The sequence below is a fragment of the Catenulispora pinisilvae genome, assembly GCF_015356865.1.
Classification (GTDB): domain Bacteria; phylum Actinomycetota; class Actinomycetes; order Streptomycetales; family Catenulisporaceae; genus Catenulispora; species Catenulispora pinisilvae.
On the sequence record NZ_JAAFZA010000010.1, the window covers coordinates 17,887 to 40,239 of the forward strand.

The 22,353-nt window shown below is 69.4% G+C and carries 18 protein-coding genes; 2 read left to right on the plus strand and 16 right to left on the minus strand.

From position 1 onward, the window contains the following. Window positions 1-57: 57 nt before the first annotated feature. From IZR01_RS04805 to IZR01_RS04830, 6 genes are all read right to left on the minus strand, one after another. Window positions 58-1,872 carry a sulfatase family protein gene (locus tag IZR01_RS04805; RefSeq protein ID WP_194923030.1) on the minus strand — a complete coding sequence of 605 codons (1,815 nt, stop codon included), beginning with the start codon at window positions 1,870-1,872 and terminating at the stop codon, window positions 58-60. Between the two features lie 403 nt (window positions 1,873-2,275). After that, window positions 2,276-3,913, minus strand: coding sequence for a right-handed parallel beta-helix repeat-containing protein (locus IZR01_RS04810; RefSeq protein ID WP_194923031.1), 1,638 nt, complete (start codon window positions 3,911-3,913; stop codon window positions 2,276-2,278). A 5-nt stretch (window positions 3,914-3,918) separates the two neighbouring features. Then, window positions 3,919-4,899: a UDP-glucuronic acid decarboxylase family protein gene (locus IZR01_RS04815; protein ID WP_194923032.1), complete on the minus strand. Its 981-nt coding sequence runs from the start codon at window positions 4,897-4,899 to the stop codon at window positions 3,919-3,921. After that, window positions 4,884-6,260 (minus strand): UDP-glucose dehydrogenase family protein, encoded by a 1,377-nt coding sequence (locus IZR01_RS04820; protein WP_194923033.1) that lies wholly within the window; start codon window positions 6,258-6,260, stop codon window positions 4,884-4,886. The genes IZR01_RS04815 and IZR01_RS04820 overlap by 16 nt, the downstream gene beginning before the upstream one ends. A 43-nt stretch (window positions 6,261-6,303) precedes the next feature. Next, window positions 6,304-8,175, minus strand: coding sequence for a glycosyltransferase family 2 protein (locus IZR01_RS04825; RefSeq protein WP_194923034.1), 1,872 nt, complete (start codon window positions 8,173-8,175; stop codon window positions 6,304-6,306). A 323-nt stretch (window positions 8,176-8,498) separates the two neighbouring features. Then, window positions 8,499-9,209 (minus strand): class I SAM-dependent methyltransferase, encoded by a 711-nt coding sequence (locus IZR01_RS04830; protein ID WP_194923035.1) that lies wholly within the window; start codon window positions 9,207-9,209, stop codon window positions 8,499-8,501. A 265-nt stretch (window positions 9,210-9,474) separates the two neighbouring features. On the opposite strand from IZR01_RS04830, the gene IZR01_RS04835 reads away from it, so the two are divergent. Further along, the gene (locus IZR01_RS04835; RefSeq protein WP_194892154.1) at window positions 9,475-10,881 is read left to right on the plus strand and encodes a sensor histidine kinase; all 1,407 of its coding nucleotides are present in this window, start codon (window positions 9,475-9,477) and stop codon (window positions 10,879-10,881) included. Window positions 10,882-10,963: 82 nt separating this feature from the next. Further along, window positions 10,964-11,359 (plus strand): Hpt domain-containing protein, encoded by a 396-nt coding sequence (locus tag IZR01_RS04840; protein ID WP_194892153.1) that lies wholly within the window; start codon window positions 10,964-10,966, stop codon window positions 11,357-11,359. 51 nt (window positions 11,360-11,410) lie between these two features. Here the strand turns inward: IZR01_RS04840 and IZR01_RS04845 are convergent, their stop codons facing one another. From IZR01_RS04845 to IZR01_RS04890, 10 genes are all read right to left on the minus strand, one after another. Beyond that, window positions 11,411-12,154, minus strand: a complete 744-nt coding sequence (locus IZR01_RS04845; protein WP_194923036.1) for a response regulator transcription factor — start codon at window positions 12,152-12,154, stop codon at window positions 11,411-11,413. Window positions 12,155-12,289: 135 nt separating this feature from the next. Continuing rightward, window positions 12,290-12,832, minus strand: a complete 543-nt coding sequence (locus IZR01_RS04850) for an NAD(P)H-dependent oxidoreductase (protein ID WP_194923037.1) — start codon at window positions 12,830-12,832, stop codon at window positions 12,290-12,292. A gap of 11 nt (window positions 12,833-12,843) precedes the next feature. Then, window positions 12,844-13,101 (minus strand): phosphopantetheine-binding protein, encoded by a 258-nt coding sequence (locus IZR01_RS04855; RefSeq protein WP_194892151.1) that lies wholly within the window; start codon window positions 13,099-13,101, stop codon window positions 12,844-12,846. Window positions 13,102-13,179: 78 nt separating this feature from the next. Further along, on the minus strand, window positions 13,180-14,811 hold the full coding sequence (locus IZR01_RS04860) for a condensation domain-containing protein (protein WP_194923038.1): 1,632 nt from the start codon (window positions 14,809-14,811) through the stop codon (window positions 13,180-13,182). Between the two features lie 13 nt (window positions 14,812-14,824). Next, window positions 14,825-15,604, minus strand: a complete 780-nt coding sequence (locus IZR01_RS04865; protein WP_194923039.1) for a thioesterase II family protein — start codon at window positions 15,602-15,604, stop codon at window positions 14,825-14,827. 72 nt (window positions 15,605-15,676) lie between these two features. After that, window positions 15,677-16,999 (minus strand): LLM class flavin-dependent oxidoreductase, encoded by a 1,323-nt coding sequence (locus IZR01_RS04870; RefSeq protein ID WP_194923040.1) that lies wholly within the window; start codon window positions 16,997-16,999, stop codon window positions 15,677-15,679. Between the two features lie 57 nt (window positions 17,000-17,056). Then, on the minus strand, window positions 17,057-18,274 hold the full coding sequence (locus IZR01_RS04875) for an ATP-grasp domain-containing protein (RefSeq protein WP_194923041.1): 1,218 nt from the start codon (window positions 18,272-18,274) through the stop codon (window positions 17,057-17,059). 79 nt (window positions 18,275-18,353) lie between these two features. Beyond that, window positions 18,354-19,634, minus strand: a complete 1,281-nt coding sequence (locus IZR01_RS04880) for an MFS transporter (protein WP_194923042.1) — start codon at window positions 19,632-19,634, stop codon at window positions 18,354-18,356. A gap of 10 nt (window positions 19,635-19,644) precedes the next feature. Further along, the gene (locus IZR01_RS04885) at window positions 19,645-21,015 is read right to left on the minus strand and encodes a metallopeptidase TldD-related protein (RefSeq protein ID WP_194923043.1); all 1,371 of its coding nucleotides are present in this window, start codon (window positions 21,013-21,015) and stop codon (window positions 19,645-19,647) included. Then, window positions 21,012-22,352 (minus strand): TldD/PmbA family protein, encoded by a 1,341-nt coding sequence (locus IZR01_RS04890; protein WP_194892144.1) that lies wholly within the window; start codon window positions 22,350-22,352, stop codon window positions 21,012-21,014. The genes IZR01_RS04885 and IZR01_RS04890 overlap by 4 nt, the downstream gene beginning before the upstream one ends. Window position 22,353: the final 1 nt, after the last annotated feature.

The window sequence follows — 22,353 nt, forward strand, 5'->3', positions numbered from 1 at the left end:
CCGCCACCCTGCCTCCAAGCGGCGGCCCCGGCCGGTCTCACCTCGTCGGCTGTTCCGCTACGGAGCCTCGACCGGCTCCTCGACCGGTTCCAGAGCCGCGAGCCCGTCAGCGATCTTCTGCAGGATCTCCCGCGTGAGCAGTCCGCCGGCCAGCGCTGCGAGTTGCAGCAGCGGAATGTCGCCGACCATCTTGAGGATTCCGCCGTCGAGCACCTGTCCGAGACCGGCGTCGCGCAGGACCCGTTCAGCGTCCGGATCGGCCGCGAGATCGCGGATCGGCGTGTGCACGCTGCGCGGTCCCGTGGGGAAGTCCTCGGGTTTCAGAGGCGGGGCGGCCGCCGCTGCTTCGGCCGCTTCGCGCTGGATCCGCACCAGCAGGTGGGCCGAGGTGACCGCACCGTCCTGCGGCAGGCCGAGCCTCAGGTACTGCGAGGCTGGCGCGTCGGCGGTCCGCATCGTCTCGACGAGCAGGCCGGCCATGCGCAGTTCGAGATCGTCGTCGACGACAGGGCTCTGCTGGTCGGGATCGGATTCGAGATCGAACAGGAGGCTGCCGAAACGGGCCGGGGATATCGCCCAGCCGGGCGCCTTCAGCACCGGCACCCCCTTCGTGAAGGCGAACGTCCCGCCCGGCACGAGCTCAGCCGATCGCAACTCCTCGGGCCGGAACCGGGCGGCCATGTGCGTCGGCATCAGCGTGTGCTCGAACAGCGGGGTGTTCGAGGCCTCGACGCAGGCGCGCATATAGACGTAGCGGCCGTCGGTGACGCTGACGTGGCCGCCGAACGCGCCGAAGATCCCCGCCGCACGAACCGGGGTGTCGTCGGCGACGGTCTCCCGCAGGGGCCGGCCGAGCATGTCCGGGGTGCGGTCGACGCCGAAGAACTCCAGCAGGGTCGGGCCGATGTCGATCGTCTGTACCAGCGACGCGCGGCGCTCGCCGGCGACCCGGCTGCGCGGATCCCAGATGAACAGCGGAGTGTGGATGGTCTCGTCGTACCAGGGCTGGACGTTCTTGCCCCACCACCCGTGCTCGCCGAGCAGGAACCCGTGGTCGGTGCAGACGATCAGAAGCGTGTCGTCCCAGAGCCGGTATTCGTCGAACGCGTCGAGGACCCGGCCTAGCGAGCGGTCGCACATCGACAGCAGCGCCGCGTACTCCAGGCGGACGTGCTCGACCTGCTCGGGCGTCTCCAGGACCATGCGGTAGTCGGGCCAGTCGTATTGCGGGCCGTCGTACTCGTGCGGGTAGAGGTCCTTGTATGGCTGGTGGCTGAAGAACGGCTCGTGCGGATCGAACGTCTCGATCTGGAGGAACCAGGTGTCCTGATCCTTGTTGGTGGAGATGAACTCCAGACCGGCGTCGAACGTGAGCGTCTGCGGCTGCTCGGTCTCGGTCGGCATGTGCGACCGGTTGACCCAGTCCTGGCGCCACTTCTCGCCCCGCATGCTCCTCAGGCTCTCGGGGATCTCCGGATCGGCGACGTGCCCCTTCCAGGCGTCGCCCTCCTGACCGCGGAAGAACTCGTAGGTGCGGTACCGGTTGTGGTAGGTAGCGCCGCCGTCCTCCCAGTAGTGCTGGTGGTCGGTCACCAGGTGGGTGTGCACGCCGGCCTGCTCGCGCAGCATCTCCGGGCACGAGTCGTCGAACGGCTCCAGCGGGCCCCAGCTGCGGTGCAGGAAGTTGTAACGGCCGGTGTGCAGCTCGCGGCGCGCCGGCATGCAGGGCATGCTCCCGGCGTAGCAGTTCTCGAACGTCGCGGTCCGTTCAGCCAGGCGCGTGAAGTTCGGGGCGTGGATCCAGTCGGCGGCCCCGTACGGCGGCAGGAACCGGCGGTTGAGGCTGTCGAACATCACCATGACGGCTTTCATACGTGGCGCTCCTTCAGGAAGTCGACGACGGTGGCGCGGAACCCGCGGGCGGGGAAGCAGCGCGGTGCCGGCCGCTCGGCGAACAGGTCCGACGGCAGCTCGGCCATGGCTGCGACGGCGGCTGGAGCCGGGGCAGCAGGGGCATCGGACCTCCTGGGGGTCGAGCGGGGTATATGTACCATAGAACATTGCTCGCAGCAGCGGAAGAAGCTATTGACGGTGCAAGTGATCCCGCCGATCATCTGTAACCTAGATGCATGGGTATTTAGCTCTCGCCCGCCCGCCCTTCCGAAGGGGGCCCTGGCCGTGACTTCGTCCCGCCGACTCGGCCGACGCCGTACCGCGTTCGGGGCGATGACCGGCGACGGCGAAGCCGAGGGGCCACGCCGGTCTGCCGTGACGGTCAGGCGGCTCCGACCGGTGGTGGCGTGCTGAGGGCGCGCCCGAAGTAGTCCGTCGGCCCGGTATTCGTCTGGAACAGCTTCGCCAGGTCGAGGCCCTTGCCCGCGAGGGCGGTGCAGCCGGGGAGGACCGCGTTTGCCTCGGCGGGGGACCCGATGTCGGGGAGTTGGCCCCCGCTGAAGCAGGGGTCGACGGTCAGCCCCGTGGGCTGGTCGGAGAGCTGTTCCTCGCCGGTCGCCGTGCGCCAGTCGGCCAGGGTGGTGTACGTCGTGCCGGACCAGATGACGAACCACTGTCCGGACGGGGCGTAGTAGTCGTTGCCTTGCAGGGTGACGTGCGAGGCGGTGAGTCCGAGGACGGTGGCCACCGGTGAGCCGTCGGTGGCCAGGATGTTGTTGCGGATGGTGATGCCGTTCTGGCTCCCGGTCACGAGCAGTGCCGGAGCCTGTCCTCCGGTGCCGGCCATGACCACGGTGTTCTGGTAGACCTGTAGACCACTGATATAGGTCCCGTAGACGGCCAGGCCGCCGTTGCGCGGCATCTTGCGGCCGTCGTTGTCGCTGATGTTGTAGCGGATCGTGTCGCCGGTGTAGATGCTGCTGGGCGTATCGGTGTAGGCGTACATGCCGGGTCCGTCGTTGTGGAAGGCCAGGTCGTACTGGATCGTCGAGGACGAGACGTTGTCGTCCAGGCCGAATCCGGCGCCGTCGGCGAGGGAGGCGGTGTGGTTGTCGTACGCGGTGTCGTGCTCGATGTCCACGCCGGTGGAGTCGTACGTCCAGATCCCCACGGGTCCGTCATGGGCGAGGAGCGCCGAATCGGAGCCGTTGTCGTAGGCGCTGGATCCGCTCACCTCGGCGTCGCGGACGCTGCCCAGGCTGATGCCGCTTCCGGTGCTGTGGGCGACTACCGAGGGGTCGCCGGGATTGTCGTACGCCTGCACCGCTTCGATCTCGATGTTCTCGTTCGCGTACGCGGGGTGGGCTGGGTCGAAGGCCGGGCCGTAAGTCTGGAGCCCGGCATCCTCGTTGCCGTGCAACCGCGCCTGGCGGATCGCCACGGCGGTGAAGCCCGTGTCGCCGGTGGCGCCGATCGCGATACCGGTCTGGAAGCTGGAGACGTCGACGCCGGAGATGGTGACGTGGTTGGGCTTCGTGCCGCCGTGAAGGTCGCTGTAGAGGTTGATGCCACTGCCGTGTGCGTAAGGAGCGCCGGTCCCGGTGATGGTGAGGTCGCGGATGTCCACGCCGCCGGTGTCGTGCACGTCGATGCCGTCGCCGGACGAGGCGAGGACTGCGTTTCCGTTGCCGTACGAGCCGATCACCACGGGTTGTCCGGTGCTGCCCGCATCGCCGGCGGCCACCGTGAGAGTGCCGGAGAATCGGGCTCCGCCCTGGAGCAGGATCTGGTCTCCGGTCCGGAGCCGCACCTTTTGGACGCGCGCCAGGGACTGCCATGCCGTGCCGGCCGAGGTACCGGAGGCGCCGTCGTGGCCGCTCGGGCTGATGTAGTACGTGTGCGCCGACGGCGCGTAGTGGGGCAGAGCGGCGCAACTGCTCGCGGCGACGGCCAGGCCCACTGTGGCGATGGCCCACGGCACGACGCGGGTGAACCCCGTGGCGGCCGTCGGCCGGGGCATGGCGATCAGCCTTCCAGGAGTGCGGCGCGGACCCGATGCGGGGCCCGGTTCGGCTGCCGGGGCTGGTCGGCGAACCACGCGACGGTGCGCTCCAAGCCCTCCTCGATGGAGACCACCGGGGACCAGCCGAGTTGTTCGCGGGCTCGGGTTATCACGGGCTGTCGGTGGGTCGGGTCGTCGGTGGGCAGCCGGCGGTACTCGATCCGCGAGCGCGAGCCGACCGCTCGCAGGACGAGATCTGCCAGTTCGCGGACGGTGTGCTCACGGGGGTTGCCGAGGTTGATCGGGCCGTCGCGACCGCTGTCGGCCATCGCCGTGATGCCTCGGATGAGATCGTCGACGTAGCAGAAGCTGCGCGTCTGGCTGCCGTCGCCGTAGATCGTCAGGGGGCTGCCTTCCAGTGCCTGCCGGATGAAGGTGGACACCACGCGTCCGTCGTACGGCCGCATCCGCGGGCCGTAGGTGTTGAAGATCCGGACTATGCCGACGTTCACGGCGCGGCTGCGCCGGTAGGCCGACGCCAGCGCCTCCGCATAGCGCTTGGCCTCGTCGTAGACGCTGCGCGGGCCGATCGGGTTGACGTTGCCCCAGTATTCCTCGGGCTGGGGGTGGGTCGCGGGGTCTCCGTAGACCTCGCTGGTGGAGGCGAGCAGGAAGCGCGCGCCGTGGCGCAGCGCCAAGCGGAGGGCGTTCTCAGTACCCTGACTGCCGACGGCCAGCGTCTCCAGCGGCAGCCGGTCGTAGTCCGGCGGTGAGGCGGGGCTGGCGAGATGGGCCACGACGTCCACTGGTGCCGGAACGTCGAAGGGTGCTGTCACGTCGGCGCGAACGGGTCGGAAACGGGGATGGCCGCGCAGGTGGGCGGTGTTTCCCGGGCTGCTGGTGGAGAAGTTGTCCAGACACCAGACCGTGTCGCCTCTGCGCAGCAGGGCTTCGCAGAGATGGACGCCCAGGAATCCGCCTCCTCCGGTCACGACGACATACATGGTTCTCCTCCTCGACCGGGTGACGCCGGCTTGGACGGCGGCGCCGACGGGGACAGCAACGGCCGGCCGGGCACCCGCACGGTCCAGCCGGCCGACCACCAGGGCTGCGGGTCCAGGCTGTTGCGGGCGTCCAGGAGCACCGGCTCGCGCACCACCTCGGCGAGCGCCGCGGGATCGAGCTCGCGGTACTCCTGCCAGGGAGTCAGGTGCAGCACCAGGTCAGCGTCCTCGCATACCTTGGGGATGTCCGAGGCGTAGGTGAGTTCGGGGAAGACGGCGCGCGCGTTGTCCAGGGCCTGCGGGTCGTGTACCAGGACTTCTGCCCCCTGCCGGTGGACGGCGATGGCGACGGCGAGGGCGGGGGAGTCACGCACGTCGTCGCTGTCCGGCTTGAACGCGGCACCGAGGACTGCGACGCGGCGGCCGGCGAATCTCCCGCCGAGAAGCTCCCGTGCGCGGTCGACGGTGCGTTGCCGCTGCCTGAGGTTGATCCGGTCGACCTCGTGGAGGATCTCCACCGACTCGGCGGCTCCGATCTCCGCGGCGCGGGCCGCGAAAGCCCGGATGTCCTTCGGGAAGCAGCTGCCGCCGAACCCCAGTCCGCTGTTCAGGAAGCGGGGGCCGATCCTCGGATCCGCGCCGAGCGCCGCTGCCAGGACCGTCACGTCCGCCCCGGCCGCGTCGCAAACCTCTGCCATGGCGTTGATGAAGGAGATCTTGGTCGCGAGAAAGGCGTTCGCCGCCACCTTCACCAGCTCCGCGGTGGCCGGGTCGGTGCTGAAGAACGGGACCCTCGCCCGCAGCATGGGCTCGTAGACGGTCCGCAGGACCTCCTCGGCACGCGCGGAGACCACTCCCACGACGAGTCTCGCCGGCCGCAGGGTGTCCTCGACCGCTGATCCCTCGCGCAGGAACTCGGGGTTCCAGGCGACCTCGGTGCCGGGGGAGGTCACGGCGAGCCGCGTGGCCAGCCGGGCCGCGGTGCCGACCGGCACTGTGGACTTGCCCACCACCAGGCTGCCGGGACGCAGGTGCGGTGCCAGACCGTCCACGACGGCCTCGACGTAACGCAGGTCGGCGGCCTTGCCGTCCGGGCGTTGCGGGGTGCCGACGCAGATGAAGTGCGTGCTCGCGGCCGCGGCGGCCTCGGCGAGCGAGGTCGACAGCCGCAACCTGCCGGATGCCAGAGCCCGGCCGAGGATCTCGTTGAGGCCCGGTTCGTGAACCGGCGCTCGGCCCGAGGCGAGGGCGGCGATTCGTTCGGCATCGACGTCGACGCCGAGAACATCGTGCCCGATGTCGGCCATGCACGCGGCGTGTACGGCGCCGACGTATCCGGTGCCGATGACTGTGATCCTCATATTGCTGCTCCGATCTGCCTGTTCCTTGCACGGGTCATGAGAATCACCCATGCAGAACGGCGATTGCGTACGCCGGATAGAGGGAGATCGCCGCGGCCAGGGGCAAGAGCGGCAGCGCGGATACCATCAGGGGGGTGCGGGCGGTGGCGAAAGCACTGCGCAGCCGGGTGCCGGCCGCTTTGGCGGCTTCGCTGACGTGCAACGTGGCGACCAGGATGCTGACCACCGTGTACGCGAATGAACCGAGGATGCACAGGAAGACGTATCCCACGGCGGGTCCGGTCTGCTCGCCGACCATCGCCGATGCCGAAAGGCCGATCGCGATGGCGACGTACGGGAGGACGAGGCCTTTGCGCAGCGTCTCTTGTCCCGTGCGGTCCTTGGGGGTGACCTTGAAATGGACGGGCCGGCGCAGCATCTGCTGCACGATCGCCCCGAGCACACCCCAGGCGACGTATGGCCAGCGCGCGAACGTGAACAGCCACAGCTCCCAGCTCAGGACCGGCGCGGTACGCGGCCGTAGCAGCCCTCTGTGGCGCAGCAGAAGCACCAGCGCGAGCAGCCAGATCGTCATCGCGCACATATGCCCCAGAAACGCGGCGTAGTTGACGCTCACCCAGACCCGGCCGGTCACCGCGGCGATGGCGGGCAGGGCGATGCCGGCGATGGCCGCGAGCGCCATCAGCGGGTAGTAGGTCAGGGAGATCGCGAACCGCACCCGCATCCGCGGCGGCAGCCGGTGCAGATGGCGCGGGACCAGCCCGAACATGATCGCCACCAGGCTGCACGACCACTGGTATTCCTGGGTGACCATGTCCGAGAAGGTCATGGGGCCCAGTCCGTGCGCCTCGGCATCGATCGCGAAGGCGCCCTGCCAGCCGGCCGAGTTGAGCAGGAACGTGGTGGTGAAGTCCTCGGCCAGATCGGGCCCGAGGCCGCCGATCTCGCGCAGGGCCCGGGTTCGGACCCCGTAGTGGGAGCCGATGCACACCGGGGCGAGGCGGTCGACGTGCCCCAGCTGGAACGGCCCGTGGAACGGGGCCTCCCGGTACAGTCGGCCCCGAGCCGCCCAGGAGTCCGCGGCGTTGGCGTCGCAGATGCTGGGCGCGGCGACGTAGCCGACGGCCGCGTCGGCGAAGGGCCGGACGACCTCGGCCAGATAGGTGGGGCGCGGCTCGTGGTCGCAGTCGAGCTGGACGACGACGTCGTAGTCCCGGTACCCGCACCGGTCGTAGAAATAGGCGAGATTGCCTTCCTTGCACTTGGTGCGCCGGGGCCAGGTGGCGCGGTTGTACGCCTCGACCCCGCGCCGCGTGGACACGTGGATGCGGCGCGAGCGGCACCACCGGTCGATCTCGGCGGTCGGGTCCTCGTCGCAGAGCCAGACGTCGTAGCCGTAGGGGAAGTCCTGGGCCAGCATGGCCTCCAGCGTGTGGCGCGCCATCGACCACGGTTCCGAGGGAGCCCGGGTCACGGCGATGGCGAGCCGCAGGCGCGGGATCCCGGTCGCCGGGTCGACTTTGGGCAGCCGCGAGACCGCGAGCAGGAAGTAGCTGGCCTGACAGGTGAGGTAGAGCAACAGCAGGCTGGTCAGTACCAGTCCGGCCCAGGTCACCCGGTGCCCCGGCGCCAGCCACCACTGCCAGAACGCCGCGAAGCAGACCAGCCAGCCGGCGGCCAGCACCGCGATGGTGACCCGGTCGCGGGCGGCGAGCGTGGGAACCAGCGTCGATCGGGCGATTCTGGACCTGTGCGGCGGCCGCGCGAAGAACGGACCGTGCGGTGTGATCCGGGCGACGCGGCCACCGGAGAGCTCCACGATCTGCGCTTCCAGCGACGCGAAGGCAGCGGAGTCGGGCTTGCGGCGGGCCGAGGCCCGAAGCTTCCGCTTCGCGGCGGCCACGCTGGGCTTCATGGCGCGCGCTCCACGGAGCGGAGGGCGGGAAGGCCAGCGCCTGCGCCAGACCTCGGCCGTTCCGGAGCCGAGGCCGGGGTCGCGACGTGTTCGGCGGACATCATGCTTTCACCTGATTCTCGCCAGTGCGGCTGCGCTGGCCTTGAGACCAAGGCTCGGCTGGGAATATCCAGCGCGATTTAAGGCATTGTCAATTTCTCATCAAGATGTTGCTTATCTGGCGGTTCCGGTCTGCCGAGGAGGAACCACCTGGTCTGACAGGGTGCGCGAGCCGGTAGGCACCGGCTGTGGCCCGGCCGCCGTGCGACTGCTCGCCCGGGCGCCTACGCGGTGGCGCGCCGGCAGTAGAGGAACTGCTGGATCTCCGGCAGCGCCTGCGCACTGCTCGGCGCGTATTTCCGGCTGTGCTCTTCCAGGACCTCGAAACCGGCCTCGATCGCCAGCTGGCGCAGCTGCTCCGGGAAGAACCCGGAGACGTGCACAGACACACCGAGGAACGGGATCGGCACGTCGTCCATGTCGGCTTCCACCATGGCCAGCGCGAGGTAGCCGCCTGGGCGCAAGACCCGGTGCAACCGGCCCAGCGCACCGGGGATCTGCACGCGCGGCAGCATCAGTAGCGAGAAGAACGCCACGGCACCATCGAAATCGCCGATCTCTGAGCCGATCTCTGAGCCGATCCCCGAGTCGATCTCTGAGCCGATCCCCGAGTCGATTTCCGTAACGTCCAACAACCGGAAATCGGCCTGCGGAACATTCGCCCGGGCCAGCTCCAGCATCACCGGAGAGATGTCGATTCCGGTGACCCGCGCGCCGGCCTCCGCCAGTTGGCGGGCTGTGGGCACCCCGGTGCCGCAGCCCACGTCGAGTACCCGTGCCCCTGGCTCCAGCCGCCCGATCAACCACTGACCGGCGGCGACCTGCCCCTCCTTGTGCGGGAAGGCCTCGTCGTATCGCTCGCCGATGAAGTCGAACGCGGCCGCCTGGGTCTCGCGATGGTAGGCGCGCATCGCGCCCTCGAACTCGCCTGCCATCGGCGCACCCTTCCCTGAGCAACTCTGGTTCCCCAATAGAGGGCTACGCCCGCGCGCCGCTCGCGGCAACCGCTGTCGGCCGCGTATACGCTGCCCAGGTCAGCACGGTCGCCACGGCAACCGCCCGGCCGCGCGAGGCTACCGAACGGTCGGGCGCGCAGACCCACTGAACAGACCTACCGCACAGACCCACCGCACAGACCCACCGAACAAGTCGACAGGACAGATCGACAGAACAGATCGATTCACCAGGGAGCCACCTCACATGATCCGCGGCGCCGTTCGACGCGGCGCGGCCCGGCCCGAACACCGGCGGGCCGCGTCCGCCGCACCGATCCGCCCCGTCGGGAACGCGCTGATCACCCAGCCCGACCCCGCATCCGGCATCGGCTTGACCACGGTCGCACTGGGCATCGTCACGATCGCCGTGGCGGGCGTCGCCTTCGTCACAGCCGGCTACGACATCGCCGCGGCCATCTGCCTGGTGCTCCTCGCCGTCTGCTCACTCATCGTGCTCCGCTTCGCAGGGTCCTGGCGCGAGATCTGCCGCCGGTCCGCCGCCGATGTCGCAGACCTGCTCGACATCGTCGACGAGATCGGCGCGGTGGTCTGCGTACGCGACGCCGAGAGCCGCTACCTCCTGGTCAACAGGCAGTTCGAGCAGCTGTACGGAGTCAGCCGCGAAGACGTCCTCGGACGCCGCCACCGCGACCTCTTCCCGGGGCCCGACATCGTCGGCGCCAACGACCGCAAGGTCCTGTGGTACGGCACGCCGGTGCAGACGCAGGAGACCGTCGACCAGATCGACGGCCCCCACACCTACTACAGCGTTCGCCACCCGGTCACCGACACCGACGGCCGCGTCTACGCCGTGTGCGGCATCGCCACCGACATCACCGACCTGACGCGCGCCGAGGGCGAGGTCCGGCAGCTGGTCACCGACCTTGAGCAGCGCGTCCAGGACCGCACCGCCGACCTGCGAGCCGCGACCCGCGAGATCGACGCGTTCGCCTACTCCGTCTCCCACGACCTGCGCGCCCCCCTGAGCGCCATCACCGGGTTCTCCGAGATTCTGCTGGAGGACCACGCCGGGCAGCTCGACCAGGTCGGCCGCAACTATCTTCGCCTGGTACACGCCGCGACCGAGCGCATGGCCCGCACGATCGACGCCCTGCTCGACTTGTCCTACGCCGTGCGCGGCGAGCTGCGGCTCAGCCGGTTCGACCTCGGCGACCTGGCCCGCACCATCGTGGCCGACCTGCGCGCGGCCGAACCGCACCGCCAGGTCCAGACCGTCATCGAGCCGATGCCGGTGTCCGGCGATCCCGCCCTGCTCAGCCTGGTCATGCAGAACCTGCTGTCCAACGCGTGGAAGTTCACCTCGCAGCGTCCCGACGCGCGCGTCGGCATCGGGACGCGCGAGTACCACGGCGTCCCGGCCTTCTACGTCGAGGACAACGGCGCGGGATTCGACATGCACGACTCCGACAAGCTCTTCGCCCCCTTCCAGCGCCTGCACAGCAGAGCCCAGTTCCCCGGCACCGGCATCGGGCTGGCCATCGTCGACCGGGTCGTCAGCCGCCACGGCGGCCGCGTCTGGGCGGAGAGCACAGCCGGGAGCGGCGCGACCTTCTACTTCACTCTCGCCCCCGACAGTGACGCGACTTCTTGAGCAGATTTTGAGCGGGACCAGAGGTGACCTTGGGGCAGTACTTGGAAGCTGGGTCAAGGAGACGGAGAGGACGGTGTACGCGATGGCCCGAGAGGAACCATCGGAGATCGGCGACGAGCCGGTGAGCCGCGCACACCTTTCCCGGATGCGCGCCGAGGTGGGTGACGCGACGCTGCACCGCTACGCCCAGGCCTACCTCGACCTGCTCCCCGAGCGGCTCGACCGGATCGGCCGGGCGATCAGCGCCGCCGACGCCGCCGAGGCCGAGCGCGTCATCGTCGACCTCCAGGTCAGCAGCAGGATGCTCGGCACCCGGCGGTTGGCCGCGGCACTCACCGAGCTTGAGTCCTCGGTGCACGCGGGTCTTCTACCGAGCACCGTGCAGTTCGCCCGCGTCCGCACCGAGGCGCGACTGGTGGCCGAGGTGGTCCGCGAAGCGATGGACGACGGTCCGCGAAGCCATGGACCTGGACCTTGACCTTCACAGCCTCGGACGCCCCGAATCACGTCCCGCCGCGTCCCGCCGCGGTCAGCCGTGATTCGGATCGACGGGCGCCGAGCCGCCGAAGCGGTAGCCCACACCGCGCACGGTGTGCACCCAGCGGCCCCGCTGGCCGGTGTCGCCCAACTTGTGCCGCAGGTTCGCGATGTGAACGTCGATCACGTGGTCGTCGCCGGGCCAGTCGGTGTGCTGCACCTGGCAGGCCAGGGTGTCGCGCTCCCACACCCGGTGCGGGCGGCTCATCAAGGCGGCCAGCAGGTCGAACTCGGTGCGGGTCAGCGCCACCGGAGCCCCGTCCAGGGTGACCTCGCGGCTCTCACGGTCCACCTCCAGCCCGCCGAAGCGCAGCACCGGGGCGCCCAGGCTCCCGGCCCCCGGATCGGCCAGCCGGGGCCGCCGGAACATCGCGCCCACCCGGGCGCGCAGCTCCCGCGGCGAGAACGGCTTGACCATGTAGTCGTCCGCGCCGACCTCCAGCCCCACCAACCGGTCGGCCTCCCCGTGCCGCGCGGTCAGCACGATCACGTACGCGTTCGTGATCGCGCGCAGCTGTCGGCACACCTCGATCCCGTCGATGTCCGGGAGCGTCAGGTCCAGCGTCACCAGGTCCGGAGACAACTCCCGCGCCAACTCCAGTCCGCGGGCACCGGTGGCCGCGCCGGTCGCGTCGAACCCGGCCCGGCGCAGCGTGTCGCACAGCAGCAGGCAGATGTCCGCGGCGTCCTCGATCACCAGTGCGCAGCGCCTGCCGTCCGAATCCGGATCCGTCAACGCGCTCGCCCTGCCTTCGAGTCGGCAGGCAACCGAGGCAGCCTCAACACGGCCCGCGGCAAATCGCCCACCCACTCAGCCTAATTCCAGCTCGGCCAACCAGCCACCGGGCACACGCTCGACCGCCGCCGCGGTTCACGCTCCCCCCGAGACTCCCGAGACCGCCGACGCGATGCGGGTCCGAGCGGAGGCGAGCCAGGCTTCGTACGAGGCCGGGTCGTCGTGGGCGCCGTCCAGGACGTACAGCGCGCGGGTCGGCAGCAGCGCCCCGAGCTCGGCGAGCACCGGCTTGAGGAATACCTCGGGCGCGAGTTGGTGGCCGGGGCCGGCGCCGAGCATCAGCGGCACGGCGACCACGCTGTCCAGGCCGTTGGACGGGAAGCGATCGAGGAAGACCTTGAGTAGTCCGGTGTACGAGGCCTTATAGGTCGGGCTGGCGACAACCACCAGGTCGAGGCCGCGCACGGCTTCGACGGCGGCTGCGACCGCGGGATCGGACCAGTCGAGAAGGCCGGAGGCGAAGGCGGCGAGGTCGATCGCCAGTTCGGGTGCGGCGCCGGTCAACTGCTCGACGACGTGCACCGCGGCTTGGAAGGTGCGGGAGGCGGGCTTGGGGTTGCCGACGACGACGCCGGTACGGGGTATTGGAGAGTTCTGATTCACGGGGGGTTCGGTCATGGGTTCTCCTGTCACCGCGGGCCGGCCGCGGCTTCGGTGCCGCCGGCTTCCCGGCTCCGGTCGGCGATGAGGGCCGCCAGTTCATCGGGCGATGCGGCGCGGAAGATGTCGAGCAGGGTGATCTTCATGCCCGTGCGCTCTTCCAGCCGCGCCAACAGGTCCAGTGCGAGGAGTGAGTTCCCGCCGATATCGAAGAAGTCGTCGTCGGGGGCCACGTCGCTGACCTCCAGTATTTCGCTTATCAGCTCTGATATCTCCGGTCCGGTCACCTGGTGCCTCCTCCTTCGGGTCAGGCCTCACGGGCCGGCTTTCTGGCGTGCTCAAGGTCCAGCACCGCGATCGGCTACTCAGCGGATCGCGGCGGCCTCCTGAGTCGATAGCTCCGCGGCCAGCCGGGTGAGGTTGCCCGACAGCGCCTGCGAGAGCTGCTCGATGGTGGCCTCCTCGTAGATTTCGGTGCTGAATGCGAGCGCGAACGCCAGGCGCCCGTCGCGGATCTCAGCCGCTATCTTGATTTGATAGGGCTGCTCGCCGACCTGCGGCACCGGTTTTCCCGCGGGCAGTACGGCCGGATGGAACGGGGCCTGCATGATGTCGCCGCTGATGTCCCGGCCTTGGTAGTTCAGGTAGAGCTCCCGGCGCGGCCAGGCGGAGAGCCTCTTGCGCAGTTCGGGGTCGCGCGACAGGTACCTGAGTTCCGACCAGCCCGTCTCGTATTGGCGGAACGCGCGGACCTGGCTGACGACGGAGCGCAGCATCGGCAGTCCGTCGGCGATGCCGTCCGAGGAGATGATGTGCGGATCCGCGGTGTTCAGCCAGCCGACCAAGCGTGAGGTGTCCCGGCCTGAGGGCATCGGGTCACGGCCGTGGCGGCATATGTCGATGGCGAACGTGGTCGCCCAACCTGTCTGGCGCAGCGATTGGGCGAGCGAGGCGAGCAGCATGTCCTCGACCGAGCAGTCGAAGCGGGCGGCCGACGTCGTCAGAACCCGGGTTCTCGCCTGATCGAGGGAGGCCTTGATCTGCTTGATGTAGCGCAACTGGCGCGAGTCGCCCGGCTTGTCCTTGGGCAGCGGGGCGATGGAGTTCCAGGGCTGCGCGGCCCAGAACCGGCTGATCGCGTCGGCGTCGGGGCTGTTCACCTGGCGGTGCAGTTCCTGTAGGTGGCCGAGGTACGAGCACGGCTCGGGGAGGCTGGCTGACGGCCGGCCGGCCAGACGCGCCAGGTACTCGTCCTGGATCTCCTCCAGCAGGACCTCGATGGAGATCCCGTCGCAGACGAGGTGGTGCACGTCCATCACGAGCCAGCCGGGCTCCGTTTCGCCCCGGTTCAAGAACAGGAAGCGGATGAGGGGACCGGTGGTCAGGTCGAATCGGTGGTGGAAGCTGTCGACCTGGAGGTCCATTTCCTGGAGCCACCCGGGCGAGCGCGTGTCGACGGCGACTTCCTCGTACCAGGCTTCGGCGGAGTCGGCGGGCTGCTGCCGCCAGCCGTCCCCCGACTGCGCGAACCGCATTCGCAGGGCCTCATGCCGGCTCAGCACGCGCTCGGCGCTGTCGCGGAGCGTCTCGAACGAGAAGCCCGGATCGACCTCGATTGGGACCGTGAGGTTGAAATGCGCCGGGTCGAAGTACGTCGGATCGTCGAAGTGCGAGTCGAAGAAGCGCGCCTGGAGCGGCATGAGCGGGTAGGTGCTCTCCGTGTGCACCTCGCTCTCCGTGTGTACCTCGCTCGCCGGGGCTGTCGCGGCGCCGGCCGGGCTCAGCTCGGCCAGGGCGTCGATGGTCTGACAGACCATCAGATCCTTGACGGTGAAGTCGAGGCCCGCCCGCCGGGCCCGCGCCACGAGGTGGACGGCCGACCGGCTGTCGCCGCCCAGGTCGTAGAAGCTGTCGTCGAGGCCCACTTCGGGCAGCCCGAAGATCTCCATCCAGATGTGCGCCAGGGTTTCCCGCGCCCGCTTTGCCGACTGAGTCACTTCCCTTAGCCTTTCAGTCCTTGCGCGCCTGTGAGGAGCCGGCCGAGGGCAGAAGCTCCGGCAGGGCCCGGCGCACCGCCGACCCCTGCTCGTAGAGGTAGAAATGCCCTCCCGGGAACGTCCGCACGTCGAAGCGGCCGCTCGTCGCGCGTTGCCACTCCGCCAGCCGGCCAGGAGCGATCGCGTCGTCCCCGTCGCTCCCGACAGCGGTGATCGGGAACCTCTGCCGCGGCCGCCCGGACGGGAACACATAGCTCCCCGCCGCCTGGAAGTCTGCCCGCATACTGGATACCACCAGCTCTGCGATGCTTTCATCGCCGAGATACGATTCGCTCATCCCGTCCATGCCCGACAGTTCCTTCTTGAACTGCGGCAGCGGAAGACCGGCAAATTCCAGGGCGTCCGAATCCGCCGTCACGGGGAAGTGCTGCGAGCTCACGACGAGGCCCAGGTTGTGTTCGGCGTCGTAGGCCTCCGCCAGCCTGCACGTGAGCTCGTACGCGACCAGGGCACCGCTGCAATGGCCGACAACGAGGATGCTCTCCGCCCGCAGGGCACAGACCGGGTCGTAAAGGGAGTCCGCCATCGCCTCGATGGTCGTCAGCGGCTCCTCGGTTATCCTGCTCTCCCGACCGGGCAGCCGGGCAGCCCATATCGACGCTCCCGCGACCGGCTGGCTGCGCCAACTGTTGAACGCGGACGCACCCGCGCCCGCATGGGCGATGCATATGACCGCGATCGAATCGTCCGACTGGCGATCCAGCCTGACAAGACTTTTTTCCTTACGCACCATGACCCTTTTCCACAGTGAACTGATCTTGACGGCCGATCGCGTGCGGACCAGCCGAACCGGCCGTGGCGCTCGCTAGTCTCCGTTTCCGGCTGGAACCGCGACCGCGGGCCGGTCGAGCCCGTAATGCTCGCGCAGAGTCCTGCCGGTGTACTCCGAGCGGAACAGCCCTCTCTTCCGCAGTAGCGGCACCACCTCGGAGCAGAACACGGACAGTCCCGAGGGCAGCACCGCCGGCATGATGTTGAATCCGTCCGCCGCGCCGCCGGAGTACCACGCCTGCATTTCGTCCGCGACCTGCTCCGGCGTACCGGTGATCGTCAGGTGCCCGCGGCCGCCGCCGAGGCGGCCGATGAGCTGGCGCACGGTCAGGTTCTCCCGCCGGGCCAGGTCGACCACGAGCGAGAAGCGGCTCCTGGCCCCCTCGACCGATTCCTCGGGCGGCAGGTCGGCGAACGGCAGCGGGCTGTCCAGCGGCAGTGCCGACACCGGCACTTGGAGCAGGGACGCCAGTTGCCCTTGCGCGTACTCCTGGCTGATCAGGTCGCTCAGCGAGGCCTCCAGCGCCCGGGCTTCGGCCGTGGTGGACCCGATGATCGGCACCAACCCCGGCAGGATCTTCACCTTCGACGGATCCCGCCTGAACGCGGCCGCGCGCGCCTTCAGATCCTCGGCGAACGCCCGCGCCCCGGGCAGCGTCTGCTGGGCGGTGAACACCGCTTCGGCGTACCGCCCGGCGAACCGCCTGCCCTCCTCCGACGATCCCGCCTGCACGAGCAGCGGGTGCCCCTGCGGCGGGCGCGGGACGTTGAGCGGTCCGGCGACCGAGAAGTACTCGCCCACGTGGTCGATGGGGCAGACCTTCGACTCGTCGGCCCATATCGCCGCGGCCTTGTCGCCCACGATGGCGTCGTCGGCCCAGGAGTCCCAGAGCTTGAACGCCACCTCGATGAACTCGGCCGCGCGGGCGTACCGCGACGCGTGCGACGGCAGGTCCGACAACCCGAAGTTCCGCGCCGCGGGCAGGTCGGGCGAGGTGACGACGTTCCACCCGAAGCGCCCGCCCGACAAATGGTCGAGCGAGGCCAGTGTCCTGGCCACGTTGTACGGCTCGTTGTAGGAGGTGGACACCGTCGCGATCAGCCCGATCCGCTCGGTGGCGGCAGCCAGCGCGGTCGCCAGCGTCAGGGGTTCGAGCATCCCCCACGGGCGCCGCCGCACCGGCCCCGGCAGATGGGGGGAGTCGGCAAGGAACAGGGAATCGAACGCCGCGTCCTCGGCGATGCGGGCCAAATTCGTGTAGTGCGCGAGGTCGATGCTGGCGTACGGGTCGCTCTCCGGCAGTCGCCAGGACGCCTCGTGGTGCCCGGTGGTCATCACGAATAAGTTCAGGTGCATTATGGGCTGGTCCTTCCCTGGAGTGACGTGGCTTCGGACTCTCGGTTGTCTACCCCGCTATGGCGCGACCTTGATGCTGTCGAAGAACCAGGTGTTCAATTCGGCGAGGCGGCGCGCGGTCTCGGCGGCGTCGGCGCCCGAGACGACCGCCTGGCCGGCCCGCATGTTGCTGGCCGTACTGAAAACCGGGGTGGTGTCGCCGATCGCGACCGTGAGTTCGGCCTGGACCACACCGGGTCGGGCCAGCACCTCGTCCAGTGATGGGACGTGCTCCAGCCTCCCCTGAGGGCTGCGCAGGTTGAGGCCGCCGTAGCACTGCTTCGACCGCGTCTCGTTGCCAGTGACCTTCGAGGACAGGCCCAGCGCGGCCAGCGCCCACTCGTCGTGCAGGTCGACGCCGAAGGTGAGCTCGACCAGCTTGTCGGCGCGCCCGCCGCCCACGCGAGCCCCGCATTCGCCGAACCACACTTCGGTGCCGTCCCAGAAGACCTCCAGATGGAAGACCCCGTCTTCATAGCCCAGCGCCGAGAATGCGGACTCGGCCAGTGCCAGGGTCTTCGCGGAGAGGTCCGGAACCTCGTTCTCGGGCAGGGTGTGGTAGGCGGTGAGGCCTCCGTCGTGGCACTCGATCAGATTTTGGAAGTACTGGGAGAGCGAGAAGAGCGTGATCTGCCCATCGCGGACCACACCGTCGATGAAGTACTCCTTGCCGGGGACGAATTCCTCCAGAAGCCAGGGCCCGTCGTCGGCTGTAGCAGTGCTTGCGATGAACTCCCGGAGTTCCTCGTGGCCGCGGAGGACGAACGTGTCCTTGGCGCCTGCTCCGTCCAGGGGCTTCAGCACTCGGGGACCGGGAAACTCGGCGAGGTCCAACTGGTGGAGGTTCTCCACCAGGGTGCAGGCCGCCGTGCGTACACCGGCTCGATGCAGCAACTCCTTTTGAACGAACTTGTCGCGCATGGCGAGTGTGCGGCCCAGGCCGGCCCCCCGCGCCCCGCCGAGTTCGGCAATGGCTGCGGCCTGGACGAGGTAGAACTCGATACTGCTGCACACGGCGGCGAAGTCGGCAGGCCCGAGCGAGTCGCGGGAAAGCCCGGCGAGGATGTCCGCGACGCTGCCCGGATCGGGGACGACGATGGGGGAGGCCCCCGCCGCACGAACGCTCGGGGCTTCTCTCGCTGTCGCCACGCAGGCGACCTCGGCGCCGGTCCGCTGCAAGGCGGCGATCGGCTTGTCGAACCAACCAATGTGCAGGACGGAGTTGGGGTTTCGCATATCAGGACCTCACGGAGATGAAGCGACCGGGGACTGCCGAGCGTGATCGACGGTGCGTTGTCGGTGCGCCGTGCTCGGCTCAGGAAGGGACGGATACAGAGGTCTGAGTAGCTTCGGTGACGGAGGCCCCGCCGAAGCGGGCTGCTCGCCGTGAGGCGAGCAGGCGACCGGCGGCTGCGGCGGCGAGCAATGCCGCGCCGTAGCAGAGCCAGCCGGCGGGGCCGGCAGACACGACGACCGTCATCAAGGCCGACCCGAAGATGCCGACGAGGGCCCAGCACAGGTCGAAGGCTGCCAGGTACTCGTTTCTCCGGTTCGCCGGTGCCAGGAGCATGGACAGCGTCCACCAAGACGGTGATTCGAGCAGTTCCCCCATCGTGAGGGTGAGCGCTGCGATGCCGATCAGGGCGACGGCCAGAAGAGCCGGGGCGTGTGCGGTCAGTGCCAGCAGTCCTGCCATCGCCGCGAACGCCAGAGCGCTGCGCCAGATCGCGCGCACCGCGCGATCGACCGTGTCGAGTCGACGAGAGAAGCGCACCTGGAACACCACCACGAGTGCGGTGTTGACCAGCACCACACAACCGGTTGTCCAGCTCGGGATCTGTGGATACCTCATTACCCACAGAGGCAGGCCCACAGTGAGGACCACCAGACTGCTTCCGAAAACGGCGGCGCACGCTATCAGGCCCAGATACTCGACGTCGCGCAGGACGGACCAGTCGGTCCGCTCGGGCAGGACCCCGGCGCGGAGCAGTCTGAGCCGACCGATCCACAGGGCACCTAGTAGGAAGCTGGCCGCATTGACGAGCAGGGCGAGCCGTAGGGGAGTGCTCCCGCCGATCGCGAGCAGGCAGCTGCCGAGTCCGGCGGACAGCAGGTAGCCGATGTTACGCAGGGCCCGGACACAGCCGAGTATCGTGGCCCGCTCCTGCTCCCCGAGGACCGCCACCGCCAGGGACTGTCCGAGTCCGCCGCTGCCGGCTCGCGAAGCTCCCGCCAACGCGGCGAGCACCAGCATCGGGACGACCCCCGTCGCGAAAGCCAGACCCGCGAAGGCGCAGGCCTGGAGCACTTTGGTGGCCACGATGAATCGGCGCACGCCGAACCTGCTGGCCGCCGCACCGTTGGGCACCGCGGCGATCAGCTCACACAGCCCTCCCGCCGACAGGACGATGCCGAGCTCCGACGCGGACAGATGCGCCACTCGGATGGCATAGAACGGCAGACAGACCAGGGCCAGTCCGGTGCCCGCCGCGTCGACGAGGGAGTTGAAGGCCAGCAGCCGGGAGGGGCCGCGGGAAAACAGGACCTCCCACCACCCCAACGTGTCCAGCGCTCGATGAAGACCGAACCGCTTCACGGATTCACCGTCACCCTCTCCCCTGACCCGACGAACTCGAAGGCCGGCGCTCGGAGCCGGGTCTCGTTCCCCGCGACAGCCGGGCCAGATCCATCGTCAGCGGGGCGCCGCCCACCGCGAAGGGACCGTCGGAGTACGACGCCGTCTCGCCCACCGCGGTGAGCGCGGCGAGGAAATCGGCCGCCTCGCCCTCGATGACGACCGGCGCATAGGCCCCTGCCGGGCGGCCGTCCACAACCCGGACCGCGAGGAGTCGGAAGGCCAACTGTCCGCCGGCTCGAAGCTCCGCCACGCCGAGGTTACGGACGTCGACCACGAGACACGATTCCCCGTTCCGGAAGTCCGGGGCCATCCCGCCCGGGATCAGGCGCACGTTGCTGGCACCGGGCTGGGGCTGAAATCTGTGCGCCTCCCACACCGCGTGTCCAGTGGGAGCGCGGGGGGCTCGGCGGGCTGTGCCCTCAACGGTGCCCACTCGGGTCGCGACGGCCTGCTGTTCGCCGTGCCGAGTCACGAGGTCCATCGCCGAGGTGGGGGTCCCCTCGCAGTCGAAGGCCCGGGCGAAACAGCCGTCCACCGCCCGTCCGTCGTCGACCACCGCTGTGATCAGCGGTTCTGGGGTGCTGATCGGGTGCGAGAGGATCGTCGTGGTGAGCGCGCGCAGCAACTGTGCCGCCGCTGACGGCAGGAAGCCGATCGAATGCCCGGTGAACGTTCCAGTCGCCGGACCGAACGCGGCAGCGGTCAAGGCGAGCTCGTGGCCGAGCGCGACCGCGTCGATGCGGTCCAGGTCGGCCGCGTAACGGTCGAGGCAGGCGGCCTCACCGTTCTCGTCGGCCGACACGACGGCCGCCACCGAGACCCCCCGGCAAAGGCTGTGTCCTCGCGGGCCCGTCCCGTCTGCGCAGACCTGCTCGCGCAGCACCTCCGAGACGGTGAGCGACCGGACGGTGAAATCCGGCCCGGCCCCCTCGGCGAGCGCGGCCATCAGGGGTGTCGGATCGGAGGCGACCTTCTCCAACTCGACCTGCCCATCGCGATTGCGCCAGCTGCCCTCGTAAAGGGCCTGGTCCGTCGTCGAAGAGCGAGGGCTTCCGAAGGACACCACGGCCCGGCCGGCCTCGATCAGCCGGTCGGCTCCGTCGGCCGAGAGCGCACGGGCGTTGAGATACAGCTCGCGACCGCTCCGGTCGAACCGCACGTATCCGCCAAATTCGCCCCGCTGTACAGCCAGCTGCTTGCCGCCGGCCGAGTCGATCCTCAGTCGGCGCCGCGAGGTGCGGGCGAAGTGGGCGAACACCCGCTCGTCCGACCGGAGACAGCCTTCCAACGCGTCCACTATCGCGAAGGCCTCTTCGCAGCGGCTCTCCAACTGCCTCACGCGGCGCTCCAATCGAGTGCGGCATAGCGGATCGAGGGAGAGTAGAGCCCGATGCCGATCAGCTGCCCTTGTTTGCCGCACGTGACGTTGTCCCCGCCGAAGTCCGATCCGATGCCCTCCAGGCGGGTCAGGGCTTCGAGGGCGTTGCCCACCAGGCTCACGTCCCGGGCGGGGATCCGATGGCCGTCCGGTGTCACGTAGTGGCAGTCGAGGGCTGCGAACGAGAACTCGCCGGTGCCGAGGTAGATCATTCCGGCGCCCAGGCAGCCCACGTGGAGCACCCCGCTGTCCTGATCCTCAAGCAGCAGCTTCGGGTCCTCGGTTCCGGGCAGCACCACAGTGTTGCTGGCCCGGGGAATGGCCGGGCTGCGGAAGTCCGTACGACGGGCATTGGCCGTGCGCCGGTGGCCGCCGCGCTGCGCCGTCCGCATCGACGTGAGAGGCGAACCGATCTCCCCGTCGGCCATCAGGGTGGCAGCCGCGGCGGCGTGCCCCTCGTCGTCGGCCGGGTAGCTGCCGTAGCCGTTCTCCACGGCCGGGTCGTCGCGGATGACCAGGGCGGTCGGCAGCGCTCGCGATTGCCGCAGGGCCCTGATGTAGGGGCTGTCGAGCTGGAAGTTGTCCGCCTCCAGCGCGTGCCCGAGGAGTTCGTGCAGGAAGCCGGCCGCGGCTGAGGGCCCGAAGACCACCGGTGTCCGATGCTTTCCATGGACTGCGGCCGCGCAGGAGTCCAAGGCGTGGCGCAGCGCTGTCTGCACCAGCTCCTGGGCCGACCACTGGGCACCGGTCGCGGTCGGCCCTTGGCGTAGCCAACGGCTTCTACCGGAGTACCGACGACCGGACACCTCCACGTCGGCCTCGACGCAGCGTCGTAAGGTCTGCGTCGCACCCGCGTACGCGTTGCCGTCGGTGTCCGCGACGGCGTAGCGGCGGTGTGTGAAGATCTCTAGAGCACGGATGGGGTCGGACCCGTTCTCCTCCGCCTGCCAAGTGGCCGGGTCCGACGGCTTGAAGGCGGCTGTGTCAGGGCACGATGACCAGGTCGGGCCGATGTTCGTCGGCCGGGTCCCGGCCCAGTCGGCGAGCCGGTCGGCTTGCCCCGGAGGCACCGCCAGATAGCGCCAGCGGCCGTCCCTCAATGCCAGACAGCCCAGGCCTTCACGCAGGTCGGCGAAGGTCGCGGTGGCCGCGCCGGCCATGGACTCGACGCTGACCGCGAGCGTGGACTCGGCGAAGATCTGGAGATAGTCCGCCGCTCCCGACATCTCGCGGACCACCCAGGCGGCGACCTCCCCCAGCTGAGCGACATCCGGCGTCGCTATCGTCGCGGTGCTCATG